The organism is Pseudomonas sp. ASL8 (assembly GCF_056680355.1).
Genome location: NZ_CM155278.1, coordinates 381,891 through 398,038 on the forward strand (window position 1 = coordinate 381,891; position 16,148 = coordinate 398,038).

Consider the following 16,148-nt stretch of genomic DNA (forward strand, 5'->3'; position numbering starts at 1 on the left):
GGATGCGTCGACAGCTGTCTTGGGAACGCTATGCGGCAGATGAATCAATTGGCCATGGAGGAGTAAACCTAGGGCCAGATTGATCCAGAAGGCAAGCCTAGGGAGTGAAGGGTTATATTATTTCCGCCATTCAATCCGTAATCTCAAGCCGGAATTACTGGACTCACATCGCAGCCGCTCCAATTGCTTCGACTGCCAGCTCATCTAAAACAGAAAAAACACCGTCAAGATGTTCGCTGTACGATGCTGTGTAGTTAGATGTAAACACATATCGCTCCTTGACGTGTACCAGCTTTTCGCGAATAAACTCGCGGTGCTTAGCCCAGTAGCGCCCCATCTCTGTCGGATCGAAACCTCCTGTGAGACCCTCCTTAGACGGAACATAACCCCTTTCATCTAAGCTAGTGAAGAAAGCATTGCTAAGATTAGCCAAACAGTAATCGATAAAATGGAAAATATTGTCTTCGTCAACATCTGGATTAAAGCAAAACCCAAATACATATTCTCCCATCAGCAGCGCAATACCACCACCATCTTTATGGTCACGAAGGTCGTAGTACCCGCAACCCACGCCTGATCCATCTGGAGGATTAGTATTACTTAGCTGATAGATTACAAATGACTTCAGGTCAGAGCGGACGGACGAAATACGACGTGCAATCGAATTCTCATCTCCAACAGCACTCTCGCTGATTAAGAGCGAAGCCTCGCCTAGAAACTCTTCATCAGGCGCATCGTCGACTTCCTTAAAAAAATTTCTTCCTGCGTCAACATAGGCATGCCAAAATAATTCAGCAATCGTCTGCGATAGCCTCCTCATTGCCGACAGCGCGAGCTTACTTACCAAGCCATTGGTCGTGGCCTTTAAGTCTTCATGCACGAGGAGCGCCGATTGAAGATTATTCAACTGCCCGTTTCGGTCAGCAGAACACTGAAGCCTAAATAGCATCAAATCGTTCCAGCCTAAAACCCCACGGTCGTTGCCAATAAGTCGCTCGAGTAATCCCTCACCTTCGTAAGCGCGCTCTCCAAAAATTCGCCATGCTATCTCTACGATATTTTCGGCAGTGTTCAGATGCTGTTGACCGGCTGTTCTTCCCCATCCAGCACGATCTAGTAGCCGCAGCAGTGAGTAGATCGATCTCTGCCGCAGGCTTCTATCATTGTTTGCCACAGAGGAATACTTTGGTAGGTAGTCAACGAGAGTGCTGATAGCGTCATCCGCAACTGCTTTAGTTAGGGCATATGATTGGTTCACGAGGACCCTCCAGAATTGGTCATGTGCGTATTGACCTTGCTCTAACTGGAAGTCCTCGGACTCAAGAATTGAAACAACGGATACCCCTTCGCTGACCTGCCCCACTGCATTTTGGTAGAGAATAAATGTCTGTTGTGGTTCGGGCGTAGCAAATCGAACAATAAGCTTTAAATAGTTTTCAAGGTTTCTGAAAGACTCTTCGTTGAAACAAGCACGCGCTGCTAAGACCGACTCTTCCACGTCACGTCGAGCAGGGAAGTTTAGCGTGGCCACATCGAAAAGCTGTTTCAATAAAAATTTTGCTGGCTCTGGTTGCCCCGTTATCAGCTCTGAAAACCCGTCGGAGTTAGTGAAGTCTGGTTGTCCGGGGATACGACAAAGTGAAAAGGATCCAGAACGACCTTCAGTTTCTTGCGCATAAATTAGTCTGAACAGCCCGGGATAATTTAAATGTAAAAGGATCAGGTTGATAAGGTCCCTTTTATTGAAGTCGGTTCGACCTAAATTACTGCGTTCGAGTTGCATTAACAGCATGGCGTTAACGAACCGCTTCACTTTGCGCAGATCGCCCACAAACGGTAGGTAGCTGGCCGCAAGACTGCCGTCGAGAATATCCGCCAACTCGCTGAGCACCGAACCAAGTTTCATCATCGTGTCGGAAGGAATTGAGCCCTGCTGGTTTTCTACGCGTTGCCAATCCCTCCGTAGGAAATCTCTGATACCTGAGCTATCGACGAATAAACTCAATTTTACTGTGACAAATTTTTCAAGAAACTCCCGTGCTCTCGATCCCTCATCTTGGTTTTTAGCGAGAATTTCCGTGTCGTAGCAAAGCACATATGTGGCTCGGGAAAGCTTGAACGTTCGCCGAGTAGCGAATAGAACGGAGTTTGTGGTTTTTGCGTCCAGACGATCGAGGTCATCGATGACAATGATTACCCGGCGGCCAATACGCCGGAGGACCTCATCAATATCATCCAGCAGTTCATCCACGGTTTCCTGAGACGGCTCCACCGACAATTTAAAGCCGAGAAAAGAAACGTCAGCTCTTCCCTTTATCAATCGAGAGTACCGGGATGCCGCAGGTCGAAACTCTGGAGCGAAAACTTCACGCTGAATAGCTGCGGAAAGGTCTCTGATCAAGCGGTCAGCAAGGTCGGGCTCTGACGCGTATCGAAGGGGTTCGAAGCGACACACAATAGCCCTTTCTTCTGCGCTTGCCCAATGACGCGCTGCGAGATTAATGAAGCTTGTCTTTCCGACTCCCCAGGGGCCATCGACTCCAAAAACAAGACCAGGATGGGCGCCGCATGCGAGTACGGTCTCCGCGAAAGATTTGGCCTGCATTTCACTCGCGAGGACGTCTTCTTTTTTGTCTCTGATTTCCTCGTCCGCGATAAAAAAAAGCTGTTGAATCGGTCTTCTAGTTCTGGGCCAGTACTGCTGAAATAGCGGCGACATCAGCATTGCGCAAAGGAGGATCAGAACTGCTGGCGTCCAATAAGGATCCGCAACTTCTAAAGCGGTGTGGACCTTGGATAGCCATGGTGATGTCAGCTCATTTGTCCAGATGCCAATGCCAAGTGCCAATAGTAGATCGATCCGAAAGCTCCGAACCATTCGAAAAGCTGCAACATGTGCTTCCCGTTTGTAGGCGTACGTCAGGCAAAGAAGCAACGCGGCTAGAATTCCACTTATCTGCATCCATAACTCAAAGTCCCCTACGATCGGAGCGAAGTTTCTGCCAAGGTAATGCGCGGCACGCCAAACCTCTGCGGCGATAAACCCTACAGCTAATGGCTTGGCAAAAACCAGTAACTCCGGCATTTTCATGGCTGATTTGGTAGTCGCCACTTATTTCTCCTATGGTGCTGCGGTGTATTACCGTACGTCTCAGCCATCAAGCTTCGTGGTCGAATGTAAGCGCCGGCAAATTACACCTTGTACGTCGAGCGTTCAGTTGACACAACTCCCGGGGCAAATATTTATTAAGCATTACCAACTACCTATTTTTGAGTCTCCTTTAGGCTCCTAGGCGTAGGCGCATCCTACTTGTTCCTTTTGACCGATTCCGGCCTACGGTTCACCCAAACTTGTGAGCGCTGCTGTAACACCTATTCGGCTTGTAACACCCACCGCCCGTGAAAGATTTGCGGTGTGTAACATAATTAAAACGCCATAAATTCAACAAGTTAACTCTAAGTGCAACACGCGCAACACCTGTAACACGTCTTTTCGAGCCCCCACACCCCGTTGATGATAATGCCGCCAGCGAGTGGGATACTGGCTGGTATCGACTGATGCAGAATTCGAACGCTGGGTCGCCGAATGCCGGGTCGCTTGGTAGGTGCCGTCTATCCAGAGGTGGTATGCAACGACTGGGGTGTCGAATTTGCCAGGGCCCCTGGGAATGTTCTGTAGACACGGGGTCGGAAACCCGCGTGATCGTGTTAGCGGAAAAATGCCCAGCTTAGTGAACAGGTGAACCGGGTGAACTGCTTGTTCACATGTGCATTTGCCCTATGGCTTGGTAGTCCGCTGGGGACCCTGGGCATTGCGGAGGGCTACGGGGCAAAGAACCCGCAGCATCTTGTTAGCGACTGAGTTTTCTACGTTGGTTGACAGGTTGACGTGGTTGACACCATCCCCAAGGTTGACCGAGCTCAACCGTTCGCTATCAACAACACAATGGCTCACCTTTACCGTTGCGGCAGCAACGCCCTTTTTTCTTCAATATCCTTTCAATTTCAACGTCGAAATTTCAGTAAGCCCGGGGAACTGTCGCTACCAAGATCTCGCGGCTTTCCGACCCCGTGCAGTAGCTTAATCCTCAGGGGCCCCGGCAGCTTTCGCGCGCTACATATCATTGAACTCCTTGAAGTGATCAATACTCCTCTGTCACGCTGTTCTTTGTGCCCGCCCCCAAAGCGTCTAGAGACGGCACACGACAAAATGGCTCAACCCGGCGATCAAAAGGAATTCACCCAATGACTGATAACAGTCCCTCTATCCATGAGATGGAACGCTTGCTTGAGCAAGCCGTCGTCAATTACGCCCATGTGCACACGACAAAGGGGGAGGATGCAGCCGAACCTTTCCTTCAGCGATTGAACGACATGATCGAGGATAGGGCTGTTCCAGAGGTGCTGAAGCAGAGAGCGAGAAGAAATATACGCTCGCTGGGGTTCCAGAAAGAAAAGAACGTCATGGAGCTTCTGGAGGAGGAGCTAAAAAAGCCCGCTGTGTTAGAGCGAGTAACGGATCTGCTGCTGATACCTCAAGATTTTGCGTCACTCATTGCTATGTGTGAGCAGTTTGCCTCAGAAGATCACTCTCAGGAGGGCAACCTGCTTAGCGACGTAGCAGTGAAGCTCAGAGAAAAATCCATCCTGGATTCCGCTGACGACACCACTGAAGAGACCGCAACCGTTGCCGAGACAGCCATTCGACTGACGGCACTGGAACTGACGGTACTGGACGAGCTATTTGAAGAGGTGACTTGGCCAGACGCTAGTCAGTCAAAGCAGTGGTACCACATGAACGCTCTCAGTATAAAAATTAAGCAGGGTCTAACCAGCATCAGGTCGGACATTATGTCTGAGCTTATGGATGCCAGACGGCGCAGGATGCAGATTGAATTCGGAGAATGAATGTCAATTCAGTCGTTAGACATAACAGCCGCCGAAAGCTTGTATCCCTGTATGTATCCCTAACTGTACAACCCGGCCAAAAGCCACGGATTATATAGAACGCACGAGTCTCCCTCTGGCACCATATAAATCCTTATAAATCAATAACATAGAGAGGTGGTAGAAAGAAATTTCTACCCTTTTTCTGTATGCGTCCGGGCATCCCGCCTTGCGTAACTAAACCGGTTGCCACCGGTGCGGCAGCAACTCGGAAATCTCACTCGCACGCTGTGTCGGCAGGAGCGTGAGGACGTCCTTCAAATAGGCGTACGGATCATGCCCGTTGAGGCGCGCCGACTGGATCAGGCTCATGATCGCCGCCGCGCGTTTGCCGCTGCGCAGTGATCCTGCAAAGAGCCAGTTCTTGCGACCTAACGCCCATGGCCGAATCTGGTTCTCTGCCCAGTTGTTATCTATGGGTACCGACCCATCATCGATATAGCGCGACAGCGCCATCCAGCGTTTGAGGCTGTAATCCAAAGCTCTAGAGATAGCCGAGCCGTCGTGCACGATCTGGCGCTGGGCGATCATCCAGGCATGCAAGGCATCCATTACCGGCACGGCTTTTTCTTGCCGTATTCGGCGGCGTAAATCCGGTTCAAGGTCGCGGACTTCGCTCTCGATTTCGTAAAGCAGCTGGATGTAGCGCATGGCCTGTTCGGCGAGCTGACTCTTGTTGGTGGCGTGCAGTTCGAAGAACTTGCGCCGCGCATGGGCCATGCAGCCGATCTCGGTCACGCCGAGTTCGAAGCTGGCCTTGTAGCCGCCAAAATCGTCGCAGACCAGCTTGCCCTTCCAGTCTTGCAGGAAGTTGCGTGCATGTTCCCCGGCGCGACTGGGGCTGAAGTCGTAGACGACCGCCGCCAAGTCCGAGAACTGGCTGGTGGCATAAGCCCAGACATAGGCGCGATGGGTTTTCTTCGCGCCCGGCGTGAGCATCTGCACCGGCGTTTCATCGGCGTGGATTACGCCATGTTCGAGAACAGCATCGCGCAGGGCATCGACCAGCGGCTGCAACTGCACACCACAGTTGCCGACCCATTGCGCCAGGGTCGAGCGGGCGATGGCCAAACCGGCCCGACCAAAAATCGACTCCTGACGATAGAGCGGTAAATGGTCGGCGAACTTCGCAATCATGACATGGGCCAGCAGCCCGGCGGTTGGGATACCTTTGTCGATGACCTGCGCCGGAACCGGTGCTTGGATCAGGGTTTCGCACTGATCGCAGACCCACTTGCCGCGGATGTGACGCTCGACGGTGAACACGCCCGGCGTGTAGTCGAGTTTCTCGCTGACATCCTCGCCAATGCGCTTGAGGGCGCAGCCGCACTGACAATGGCTGTTGTCGGGCTCGTGGTGGATCAGGGTGCGCGGAAACTGCGGCGGCAAGGCGGTGCGTTTAGGTTTTTGCCGGGCCTCGGTCGAAACGGGCGCGGGTTGCAGCGCCTCAAGTTCGGCTTCGATGGCCGCGATGTCGGTGTCGATCAGGTCATCAAGCAGGCTGGCTTGATCCGGGCTTAATTGCTCGCTGCGCTTGGCAAACTTGAAACGCTTGAGCTGCGCGATCTCGTGGGCCAGTTTCTCGTTGACCGTTTTGTGGTGGTGGATTTGCTTGCCCATCGTCTCGACTTTCTGATCGAGACTCTCGACACGCTGCATCAACTGCGCCGCCAGAGCGCGCAGTTGTTCAGGGTTTAGTTGGTCGAGGTTTGGAAGCGAAGTCATGCCGCCTATTTTGCCAGAGCAAGGCTACACCGGCGATAGACTCATCGGACAATTGCACGGCCAGGCTGGCCATGGCAGGCGTCACACGATGGAAATCGCGCTGCCAGGCCCGACTCTTTGCCAAGGCAAACCCAGCACCAGGGCATGCAGTTGTTCGGCGCCCAATTCTATTTGAGGGCCGTGCCGAGAACCCGGCCAGAAGAACTTTCCCTGATGCAGGCGGCGCGCTGCCAGCCAGATACCCAACCCGTCGTGCACCAGCACCTTGATGCGCGTGGCGCGGCGATTGGCAAACAGATAAGCACAGTGCGGCTGCGCCGCACCGAACACTGCAACCACCCGCGCCAGCGCGGTTTCGGTGCCGGCGCGCATGTCCATCGGCTCGGTGGCGAGCCAGATGGCGTCGATGCGGATCATCGCAACAGGTCTCGCAGAAAGGTGGCGCAGGCAGCGGCGCTTTCGGTCGGCCAGTTCACTTTCACGGTGCCGCGCGGGTGTGGGATTTCGAGGCAGATAGTCGATGACGCGGCTTGCGAATTTGCTCCGGCTAACTGTACGGGTAGCGGAATGAAAGCAGGTTGCAGCGCCATGGCTTTCTGCGTTTGCACTCGAATCCATTTATGGACGAGGTTCGCGTTGAGGCTGTGGCTCAGCGCAACGCTGGCAATCGAGGCCCCGGGCTGGGAGCACTCTTGAATGACCTGGGCCTTGAAGGATTTGGAGTAGGAACGGCGTTGTGGCTGCATGGAAGATCCGCTTAAAAGGCTAGAAATGGTGTCCACTTAAATTAGGTGGACACCATCGCCCTTGGCGTCAGGATCAGGAAGGTGTGTTGGCCGGACGCATACCTTTTTCTATCCAGAAAATCTATCCTTTTACCCTCCTTTACGCTTCGCTTGGGCATGTAGCGGCTCGCCATTCTGGCAGTGCATTGCACCTTTCAAGATCGCAAAAAATGCCAAACGTCAATCATCATTAAAAGTGCCATTTCCGGGCTAATTTGGACTTTTGGTGTATCTGCATCAAGGGAAATAGAAAAGTCACGCAATGTGGCTTTTCTGGGGTTTCGCACGATTATTCTCTCCAGACACTACTAGACCGATCATAATCGGGTACACGTTTGCCGAGTGATATCTTGATTGAGGTCATCAAGGGTGTGGAGGCTCTGCATCCTTACCTTTGACGGCCAGATTGCCTATATCCAATGAAAATCTCGTCAGGTAGACAGGACAATGGCATCTTAGTAACCTCTATCGTCCGAACCATAAGAAGTAGCTCATGGGAACGCTAAAGGTTGAAAACAAGAAAATAACTGAATATATACTTTACTTAAAAGAGGAATACAGGCCACCAAGTCGCGGAGGTAATACATCAGCCTTGCACGCTCATGAAATAGAGATTGAGGGTGAAACGTACAGTTTCATAGCGTGTGGAGCCCAGCAGTGGATTTATAAACGCGATACGGTTTCATTTGAGTACGAGCTAAATAGGAATTACAAAAATATCAAAAAAGAAACCATCTTAACTTTAGATGGGAAACTTAATGTCGTGATTCGGGGAAACAGAGGGAGTAAGCGGCAATTGCGTACTGCAAAATCCCGCCTTCCGGCTTTGAAACGGGAACAAAGAGGCTAGTACTTAATGATAAAAGCATTTGCTCTACTGACGACACTTGGACTAGTTGGCGTTTCCGTACTTGCATTTAATCAAGGCAAGGAGTTGCAAGATCAAAAAATAAAGTTTTCCGCCACGATAGAAAGCCTAAATCAGATCAAAGAAGAAAATAGACGTTTCAAAGTTGTGAACTCCATATATCAAGGGGCTACAACCGGTCTGTATGAGACAAAGCCTGAAATAACTACCCAAGTTAACCGAGTGGTAGAATTTATTCTGGCTACCAACAATCCGACGGAAGAAAATTTTAAAGAGTGCTGGGATAGAAAATTAAAAACGACTAATTGGGGGAGCATGGGGCCTGAAGGATTGTTGGATGACTGTATTGATATAATTTCCGACTCCAAAACCGCTATATTCATGAGGGAAATCGATAACAATAGAACCTCAGTAAGCTACAAGTGCCATTCCGAAGGAAATAGCCACTTTGAAGCTGCAAAGAACTGCTGGGCAGACAGGAACTACAGGATGATAAATAGTGCCAACGATACACTGTTCGATTTCGTTACAACTAAAAACTGGATGGATAATCAAAAAAACTTAATTAGAGATTGATGCTTTTAGTTGTGGTAATTTACGGGAGCGAAAGCACTACATCCTTTCTATTGGAGCGGACAGGATCTATAAGCCACGTAATAGCCCTGCAGGCCTTATTCCATATTTCTGATGCTATGGTATCAATCGAAATAGAAAAATCTTTTTTTATTGAGTTGTTTGGAAGGTAAGCGCGCCATAAAGCCCACATTCCAAGCCGCCAACTAATGCCTGACGCTGTGCTCCCGATCTCTCTCTGGAGCCAGCACCGTCATGATGCGACCCGACGCCAAAGTTGAAAAAGTGTACCTCTACCCAAAGCCGGTGGACTTTCGAAAGTCAATCGACGGCCTGGCCGCTCTGGTCGAACTGGATATCAAAGTCGCCGTGTTCGACCCTGTACTCTTCGTCTTCCTGAATCGCCACCGTAACCGTGTGAAAATACTCTACTGGGAGCGCAACGGTTTTTGCCTTTTGCTTAAGCCCCTGCCCCCCTGCCCCCCTGTAGCAAGTCAGCACCTTGAGTTCCCGCGTTACCCGTGAAACAGAATCCAGAACGTCACCAGCAGAGTCGCCGCGACGAGCCAGGCCAACACCGCGAGCGCTGCACCGTCGATCGCAGGACGCGCAGTCTTGTCTGCGAAGGCCATGCGGCGCGGTGTGTCTGGTAGGCCGTGTTGTAGCGTCTTCGCAGACAAGTCAGCTCCAACCGACCGTTGAAACCCCACCCTTATATTTCAATCAGTTACATCTAGCTTGATGAGAGGCCTCGCCGCGTCTTCGACGCTGTGCTGTCGAAAGTCATGACGCTCTTCTTTGCACGACGGGCCTCTTCGCAGGCAAGCCTGCTCCCACGGTTGATTTGCCACGTCAGAAAATAATCATTTAAAGCCAATGATTTAAAGAATGTTTGATCATGGTATTTGCACAACCCCTAAAGCAAAACGGCATAACGACCATTCAGGGACAACACCTCGGCCCACCCTCTTCTAGACTCAACCCATGGTCGTAGAAAGAACCGAGCACGTCGCTTTGGTGCGGTTGAATCAAAGGCGGCGTGGCAAGCTGCCTTTTATGCCCTGAAGAGGTGCGGCAAAGACCGCACCGGGCCCAACAAGATGCCCGCCAAGGGTGCCCTGGCCAACGGCCTGAACATGCCACGATACCGTGACGTGGTGTGAGTGCCGCAGCCGACACTTTCGGACAACCGGCGACCGCCTGGTTTGCCCGTGATCGTGAGGAATGCTGTATGCCTGATGAGATGTTGCACCTGCCGATGGTCAACAGCCTGCTGGAGCGCCACAAGGGCTGCCCCGGCGCGCTGTTGCCGATCCTTCATGAGATTCAGGAGGGCATCGGTTACATCCCGGATGCCGCCATCCCCGAGATTGCTCACGCCCTGAACCAGAGTCAGGCCGAGGTTCGCGGGGTGATCAGTTTCTACCATGACTTCCGCACCGCCCCCCCGGCCCGGCATATCTTGCGTCTGTGCAGGGCCGAGTCCTGCCAGAGCCGCGGCGCCGAGCAGCTTGCCGCGCAGTTGCGCGAACGCCTGCAACTGGACGACCACGGCAGCAGTGCCGACGGCAACATCAGTCTGCGCCCGGTGTATTGCCTCGGCGCCTGCGCCTGTTCGCCCGCCCTGGAGCTGGATGGCCAGGTGCATGCGCGGCTCAGTGCCGAGCGTCTGGATGCCCTGCTCGACGCTTGCCGGGAGGACGCATGATGCCGCGCCTCTATTTGCCTGTTGATTCTCTTGCCCGCGCCGTGGGCGCCGATGAGGTGGCGCGGGCCCTGGCCGCTCTGGCCCAGGAACGCAATCTGCCGCTGGACCTGCAACGCACCAGCTCGCGCGGCCTGTACTGGCTGGAGCCGTTGCTGGAAATGGACACCCCGCAAGGCCGTATCGGCTTCGGCCCGCTGACCGCTGCCGATGTGCCGTCCCTGCTCGATGCGCTGCAAGGCGAGCCGTCCGCTCATCCATTGGCCTTGGGCCTGGTGGAGCAGTTGCCTTATCTAAAGACGCAACAACGCCTGCTGTTCGCCCGCGCCGGCATTACCCGGCCGCTGTCCCTGGAGGATTACCGGACCCACGGCGGCTTCGAGGGCTTGACCCAGGCCATCGTCCTGGGCGGCGAGCAGACTGCGACTGCGGTGTTCGATTCGGGTCTGCGTGGCCGTGGCGGCGCGGCTTTCCCGGCCGGGATCAAATGGCGCACGGTGCGCGGCACCCAGGCTGCGCAGAAATACATTGTGTGCAACGCCGACGAAGGCGACTCCGGCACCTTCGCCGATCGCATGTTGATGGAAGGCGACCCCTTCCTGCTGATCGAAGGCATGGCCATTGCCGGTCTCACTGTCGGGGCTAGCTACGGCTACATCTATGTGCGCTCGGAATATCCACAGGCCGTGGCCACACTGCGCGAGGCGCTGGACATCGCCCGGTCCGCCGGTTACCTCGGCGCCAATGTCGGCGGCAGCGGCCAGGCCTTCGATATGGACGTGCGCGTCGGTGCTGGCGCTTACATCTGCGGTGAGGAAACCGCGCTGCTGGACTCTCTCGAAGGCAAGCGCGGGATCGTCCGCGCCAAGCCACCGATCCCCGCCCTGAAAGGTCTGTTCGGTCTGCCGACCTTGGTGCACAACGTGCTGACCCTGGCCTCGGTGCCGCTGATTTTGGCCAAGGGTGCGCAGTTCTATCGCGATTACGGCATGGGCCGCTCGCTGGGCACCATGCCCTTCCAACTGGCGGGCAATATTCGTCACGGCGGCCTGGTGGAACGGGCCTTTGGCCTGACCCTGCGGGAACTGGTGGAAGACTACGGCGGTGGTACCGCCAGTGGCCGGCCGCTGAAGGCCGCCCAGGTTGGCGGCCCCCTCGGCGCCTGGGTGCCACCTGGGCAATTCGACACGCCGCTGGATTACGAAGCCTTCGCCGCCATCGGCGCGATGCTCGGTCACGGGGGTGTGGTGGTGGCTGATGACAGCCTGGACATGGCCCACATGGCGCGCTTTGCCCTGCAGTTCTGCGCCGAGGAATCCTGTGGCAAATGCACCCCCTGCCGCATCGGCTCGACCCGGGGCGTGGAGGTGATCGACCGCCTGCTGGCCGCGCCTGACCAGAGCGCTCGTGATGCGCAGGCGATCATCCTCAAGGACCTGTGCGACACCCTGCTTTACGGTTCGCTGTGCGCGTTGGGCGGCATGACCTCCTATCCGGTGGCCAGCGCCCTCAAGCACTTCCCCGCCGACTTCGGTCTGCAATCTTCGGAGGCCGACCAATGATCACTCTCTTCGACCCTGCCACAGATATCGCCCTAGGCACTCTTGACCTTGGAACCCCGGCCCGCGACAGCCAGGTCCAGGTCACTTTGAATATCGACGGCCGCAGCATCAGCGTGCCCGAAGGGACCTCGGTGATGCGCGCCGCCGCGCTGCTGGGCACCACCATTCCCAAACTGTGTGCCACCGACAGCCTGGAAGCCTTCGGCTCCTGCCGCATGTGCCTGGTGGAGATCGACGGCATGCGCGGCTACCCGGCGTCCTGCACCACGCCGGTCAGTGAAGGCATGAGCGTGCACACCCAGACGCCGAAGCTCGCCACCCTGCGCCGCAACGTCATGGAGCTGTACATCTCCGATCACCCGCTGGACTGCCTGACCTGCTCGGCCAACGGTAACTGCGAGCTGCAAACCGTCGCCGGCCAGGTCGGCCTGCGGGAGGTGCGTTACGGCTATGAAGGTGACAACCATCTGGCCGACGTGAAGGACACCTCCAACCCCTACTTCGACTACGACCCGAGCAAGTGCATTGTCTGCAACCGCTGCGTGCGCGCCTGCGAAGAAACCCAGGGCACCTTTGCCCTGACGATTACCGGGCGCGGTTTCGAATCCCGGGTCGCGGCCGCCGGTGGCGATAACTTCCTCGACTCGGAATGCGTGTCCTGCGGCGCCTGTGTGCAGGCCTGCCCCACCGCGACCCTGATGGAAAAAAGCGTGGTCGAACTGGGTCAGCCCGAACGCAGCGTGATCACCACCTGCGCCTATTGCGGCGTGGGCTGCTCGTTCCGCGCCGAGATGAAAGGCGACAAACTGGTGCGCATGGTTCCAGACAAAAACGGCCACGCCAACCACGGCCACTCCTGCGTCAAAGGGCGCTTTGCCTGGGGCTACGCCACCCACCCGGATCGCATCACCACGCCGATGATCCGCCAGCACATCAACGACCCTTGGCAGGAAGTCAGCTGGGATGAGGCGGTGACCTACGCCGCCAGCGAATTCCGCCGACTGCAGCAAAAATACGGCCGCGACTCCATTGGTGGCATCACCTCCAGCCGCTGCACCAACGAAGAAACCTACCTGGTGCAGAAGCTGGTGCGCGCCGCGTTCGGCAACAACAACGTCGACACTTGTGCGCGGGTCTGCCACTCGCCGACCGGCTATGGCCTGAAACAAACCCTTGGCGAGTCCGCCGGCACCCAGAGTTTCGACTCGGTGATGCAGGCCGACGTGATCCTGGTGATGGGCGCCAACCCAAGCGACGCCCACCCGGTGTTCGCCTCCCAGCTCAAACGCCGCCTGCGTGAAGGCGCGCGGTTGATTGTCATCGACCCACGCCGCATTGATCTGGTGGACTCGGTGCATGCCCGCGCCGAACTGCACCTGGCCCTGCGCCCGGGCACCAACGTCGCCATGCTCAACGCCCTGGCCCACGTCATCGTCACCGAAGGCCTGCTCAACCAGGCCTTTATCGACGCCCGTTGCGAGGGCAGCGATTTCGCCCACTGGCGCGAGTTCGTCAGCCGCGCGGAAAACTCGCCGGAAGTTCTTGGCGCCATCTGCGGTGTCGCCGCTGCCGACATCCGTGCCGCCGCCCGTCTGTATGCCACCGGTGGCAATGCCGCGATCTACTATGGCCTCGGCGTCACCGAGCACAGCCAGGGCAGCACGGCGGTCATGGGCATCGCCAACCTGGCCATGGTCACTGGCAACATTGGTCGCGAAGGCGTGGGCGTGAACCCGCTGCGTGGGCAGAACAACGTTCAGGGCTCCTGCGACATGGGTTCCTTCCCCCACGAGCTGCCCGGCTACCGGCACATCTCCAACGAGGTGGTACGGGCCCAGTTCGAACAGGCCTGGAACGTCACCTTGCAACCCGACCCGGGCCTGCGCATCCCCAACATGTTCGAGGCAGCTCTGGACGGCAGCTTTAAGGGCTTGTATTGCCAGGGCGAAGACATCGCCCAGAGCGACCCCAATACCCAGCACGTCACCTCGGCCCTGTCGGCTATGGAATGCATCGTGGTGCAGGACATTTTCCTCAACGAAACCGCCAAGTTCGCCCACGTGTTCCTGCCGGGCAGCTCGTTCCTGGAAAAAGACGGCACCTTCACCAACGCCGAGCGGCGCATCTCCCGGGTGCGCAAGGTCATGGAACCGCTGGGCGGCAAGGCCGACTGGGAAGGCACGGTGGCCCTGGCCAACGCCCTGGGTTACCCGATGAACTACCAGCACCCGTCAGAAATCATGGATGAAATCGCCAGCCTGACGCCGACCTTCAGCAACGTCAGCTACGCCGCACTGGATAGCCACGGCAGCCTGCAATGGCCGTGCAACGACGCAGCACCGGACGGCACGCCGACCATGCACATCGAGGAGTTCGTGCGCGGCAAGGGGCGCTTCATGCTCACCGGCTACGTGCCCACCGAGGAAAAGGTCAACAATCGCTATCCCCTTCTGCTGACCACCGGGCGCATCCTCAGCCAGTACAACGTCGGCGCCCAGACCCGGCGTACCGAGAACGTCGCCTGGCACGACGAAGACCGCCTGGAAATCCACCCGACCGACGCCGAGAGCCGTGGCATCAACGAAGGTGACTGGGTCGGCATCGGCAGCCGCGCCGGACAGACCGTGTTGCGTGCGCGGGTCACCGAACGGGTCGCCCCAGGCGTGGTGTACACCACCTTCCACTTCCCTGAATCGGGGGCCAACGTCATCACCACCGACAACTCCGACTGGGCCACCAACTGTCCGGAGTACAAGGTCACCGCCGTGGAAGTCAGCCGCGTCTACCACCCTTCCGAGTGGCAAAAACGCTACCAGGAGTTCAGCGATAAACAGCAAACGTTGCTCGACGAACGCCGCCAGGCGCGTACCGCCGGAACAAAAGCCGAGGTACGCCGATGAGCACTGCCAACCTGATCAAAATGGCCAACCAGATCGCCCAGTACTTCGCCAGCGAACCGGACCAGCAACAGGCCGTGCTCGGCGTGCGTAATCATCTGCAGATGTTCTGGACGCCCGGCATGCGCAAGGAGTTGCTGACCTGGCAGACGGAGCATCAGGGGGCCGACTTGCACCCACTGGCGCAGGCAGCGGTCAGTGGGGCGGGCTGGGAGGCTTAGCTTCACACGATCCCTTACGGAGCACCTGCTGCCTGTCGGGCAGCGGTGCAACTAAGGAAACCAGCGTGCATGAATCTGCTTGAGTACACCTTTGGCCCCGATACGTTGGTATCCCTTTTCATACGTCTTCAATGCACGCAATCCGTCTGGGTGAGCCAGGCTAAAGCCTATGGTCGCGGTGACCACTCCGCAATTGAAGGCGAAGCGCACCGAGTTTTCTGTGCCCGACTGTTTGGCCTTCTGTGCCTGAGCCTCAAGGTCGTTGGTAATGACCAATGCCGCCTGGACGCGCCGGGCGGCCAGTTTCTTCAGATTCAGTAAGTCCGAGTGAACGTTCTCGAACAGCACCCCGGACTTCTGTAGCGCCATGACCTGGGGCGAATATTCATAGTCGTTGGTGATGCCCAGTACAGTCCCGGGCGGCAACGTGCATATGCCGTCTGGAGGCTTCGGTAAGGGGGCGTCGATATGTTCGAAGATGTCGTCATTCGCCGCGTAGATCGGTAGCGCCGCCAGCTTGATCTTGCCCTCGAACTCGGGCAGCCAACTCATGTTGAAGCAGGCCGCGACCTTGCCATTGAGCACCATGTATTTGCAACGTGAATAAGGCACGACTTTCAGTCGCACCTCAACCTCCATCTCCTTGAACGCGGCGACGACTACGTCATTGGCGTAACCTGTGCCGTCGCTCTTCGACCAAGGGTCGGCAGCATCCTCGACCATGATCGTCAGCGTCTCGTTCGGCACCTGCGCGGCGACGGCGCTTGATGCCAGCAGGTAGAGAGAGCACATCAGCAGGATCGGTTTGAGTGGCCACATTCGGTGGCTAGTCTTTTGTTGATGCATGGCTCTCCATTGACCTACT

At 56.1% G+C, this 16,148-nt stretch carries 14 protein-coding genes; 8 read left to right on the forward strand and 6 right to left on the reverse strand.

What is annotated here, in order from left to right; translation table 11 throughout:
* Nucleotides 1–163: 163 nt before the first annotated feature.
* Complete coding sequence (locus AC1MEA_RS01785) at nucleotides 164–3,112, reverse strand: KAP family NTPase (protein ID WP_480916453.1); 2,949 nt, start codon at nucleotides 3,110–3,112, stop codon at nucleotides 164–166.
* Nucleotides 3,113–4,245: 1,133 nt separating this feature from the next.
* On the opposite strand from AC1MEA_RS01785, the gene AC1MEA_RS01790 reads away from it, so the two are divergent.
* Nucleotides 4,246–4,908, forward strand: coding sequence for a hypothetical protein (locus AC1MEA_RS01790; protein ID WP_480916454.1), 663 nt, complete (start codon nucleotides 4,246–4,248; stop codon nucleotides 4,906–4,908).
* Nucleotides 4,909–5,124: 216 nt separating this feature from the next.
* On the opposite strand, the gene tnpC is transcribed toward AC1MEA_RS01790, so the two are convergent.
* The 3 genes from tnpC to tnpA form a co-directional block, all read right to left on the reverse strand.
* Nucleotides 5,125–6,672 carry an IS66 family transposase gene (gene tnpC, locus AC1MEA_RS01795; protein ID WP_480916455.1) on the reverse strand — a complete coding sequence of 516 codons (1,548 nt, stop codon included), beginning with the start codon at nucleotides 6,670–6,672 and terminating at the stop codon, nucleotides 5,125–5,127.
* Nucleotides 6,673–6,753: 81 nt separating this feature from the next.
* The gene (gene tnpB / locus AC1MEA_RS01800) at nucleotides 6,754–7,089 is read right to left on the reverse strand and encodes an IS66 family insertion sequence element accessory protein TnpB (protein ID WP_480916456.1); all 336 of its coding nucleotides are present in this window, start codon (nucleotides 7,087–7,089) and stop codon (nucleotides 6,754–6,756) included.
* Entirely contained in the window at nucleotides 7,086–7,418 is a 333-nt protein-coding gene (tnpA, locus tag AC1MEA_RS01805; RefSeq protein WP_480916457.1) for an IS66-like element accessory protein TnpA, read from the reverse strand. The genes tnpB (AC1MEA_RS01800) and tnpA overlap by 4 nt, the downstream gene beginning before the upstream one ends.
* Before the next feature lie 532 nt (nucleotides 7,419–7,950).
* On the opposite strand from tnpA, the gene AC1MEA_RS01810 reads away from it, so the two are divergent.
* The 3 genes from AC1MEA_RS01810 to tnpB (AC1MEA_RS01820) all read left to right on the forward strand — a co-directional run bounded on the left by AC1MEA_RS01810 (nucleotide 7,951) and on the right by tnpB (AC1MEA_RS01820) (nucleotide 9,423).
* Nucleotides 7,951–8,307, forward strand: a complete 357-nt coding sequence (locus tag AC1MEA_RS01810) for a hypothetical protein (protein WP_480916458.1) — start codon at nucleotides 7,951–7,953, stop codon at nucleotides 8,305–8,307.
* A gap of 6 nt (nucleotides 8,308–8,313) precedes the next feature.
* A complete protein-coding gene (locus AC1MEA_RS01815) occupies nucleotides 8,314–8,901 on the forward strand; it encodes a hypothetical protein (protein ID WP_480916459.1) in 588 nt (195 codons plus the stop codon).
* 252 nt (nucleotides 8,902–9,153) lie between these two features.
* The gene (tnpB, locus tag AC1MEA_RS01820; protein WP_480916460.1) at nucleotides 9,154–9,423 is read left to right on the forward strand and encodes an IS66 family insertion sequence element accessory protein TnpB; all 270 of its coding nucleotides are present in this window, start codon (nucleotides 9,154–9,156) and stop codon (nucleotides 9,421–9,423) included.
* On the opposite strand, the gene AC1MEA_RS01825 is transcribed toward tnpB (AC1MEA_RS01820), so the two are convergent.
* Nucleotides 9,414–9,578, reverse strand: coding sequence for a hypothetical protein (locus tag AC1MEA_RS01825; protein ID WP_480916461.1), 165 nt, complete (start codon nucleotides 9,576–9,578; stop codon nucleotides 9,414–9,416). The two genes, tnpB (AC1MEA_RS01820) and AC1MEA_RS01825, sit on opposite strands and share 10 nt — an antisense overlap.
* Nucleotides 9,579–10,129: 551 nt before the next feature.
* Here AC1MEA_RS01825 and AC1MEA_RS01830 point away from each other — a divergent pair.
* From AC1MEA_RS01830 to AC1MEA_RS01845, 4 genes are read left to right on the forward strand one after another with little or no spacing between them, the layout of a single operon-like run.
* On the forward strand, nucleotides 10,130–10,606 hold the full coding sequence (locus tag AC1MEA_RS01830; protein ID WP_480916462.1) for a formate dehydrogenase subunit gamma: 477 nt from the start codon (nucleotides 10,130–10,132) through the stop codon (nucleotides 10,604–10,606).
* On the forward strand, nucleotides 10,603–12,165 hold the full coding sequence (locus tag AC1MEA_RS01835) for a formate dehydrogenase beta subunit (RefSeq protein ID WP_480916463.1): 1,563 nt from the start codon (nucleotides 10,603–10,605) through the stop codon (nucleotides 12,163–12,165). The genes AC1MEA_RS01830 and AC1MEA_RS01835 overlap by 4 nt, the downstream gene beginning before the upstream one ends.
* A complete protein-coding gene (fdhF, locus tag AC1MEA_RS01840; RefSeq protein WP_480916464.1) occupies nucleotides 12,162–15,065 on the forward strand; it encodes a formate dehydrogenase subunit alpha in 2,904 nt (967 codons plus the stop codon). The genes AC1MEA_RS01835 and fdhF overlap by 4 nt, the downstream gene beginning before the upstream one ends.
* A complete protein-coding gene (locus AC1MEA_RS01845; protein ID WP_480916465.1) occupies nucleotides 15,062–15,283 on the forward strand; it encodes a formate dehydrogenase subunit delta in 222 nt (73 codons plus the stop codon). The genes fdhF and AC1MEA_RS01845 overlap by 4 nt, the downstream gene beginning before the upstream one ends.
* 51 nt (nucleotides 15,284–15,334) lie before the next feature.
* Here AC1MEA_RS01845 and AC1MEA_RS01850 read toward each other — a convergent pair whose 3' ends face one another.
* A complete protein-coding gene (locus AC1MEA_RS01850; RefSeq protein WP_480916466.1) occupies nucleotides 15,335–16,129 on the reverse strand; it encodes a substrate-binding periplasmic protein in 795 nt (264 codons plus the stop codon).
* Nucleotides 16,130–16,148: the final 19 nt, after the last annotated feature.

Coding starts and splice junctions, on each gene's coding strand:
- AC1MEA_RS01790 (WP_480916454.1), top strand. CDS start 4,246: ATGACTGATAACAGTCCCTCTATCCATGAGATGGAACGCTTGCTTGAG.
- tnpC (WP_480916455.1), bottom strand. CDS start 6,672: ATGACTTCGCTTCCAAACCTCGACCAACTAAACCCTGAACAACTGCGC.
- tnpB (WP_480916456.1), bottom strand. CDS start 7,089: ATGATCCGCATCGACGCCATCTGGCTCGCCACCGAGCCGATGGACATG.
- tnpA (WP_480916457.1), bottom strand. CDS start 7,418: ATGCAGCCACAACGCCGTTCCTACTCCAAATCCTTCAAGGCCCAGGTC.
- AC1MEA_RS01810 (WP_480916458.1), top strand. CDS start 7,951: ATGGGAACGCTAAAGGTTGAAAACAAGAAAATAACTGAATATATACTT.
- AC1MEA_RS01815 (WP_480916459.1), top strand. CDS start 8,314: ATGATAAAAGCATTTGCTCTACTGACGACACTTGGACTAGTTGGCGTT.
- tnpB (WP_480916460.1), top strand. CDS start 9,154: ATGATGCGACCCGACGCCAAAGTTGAAAAAGTGTACCTCTACCCAAAG.
- AC1MEA_RS01830 (WP_480916462.1), top strand. CDS start 10,130: ATGCCTGATGAGATGTTGCACCTGCCGATGGTCAACAGCCTGCTGGAG.
- AC1MEA_RS01835 (WP_480916463.1), top strand. CDS start 10,603: ATGATGCCGCGCCTCTATTTGCCTGTTGATTCTCTTGCCCGCGCCGTG.
- fdhF (WP_480916464.1), top strand. CDS start 12,162: ATGATCACTCTCTTCGACCCTGCCACAGATATCGCCCTAGGCACTCTT.
- AC1MEA_RS01845 (WP_480916465.1), top strand. CDS start 15,062: ATGAGCACTGCCAACCTGATCAAAATGGCCAACCAGATCGCCCAGTAC.
- AC1MEA_RS01850 (WP_480916466.1), bottom strand. CDS start 16,129: ATGCATCAACAAAAGACTAGCCACCGAATGTGGCCACTCAAACCGATC.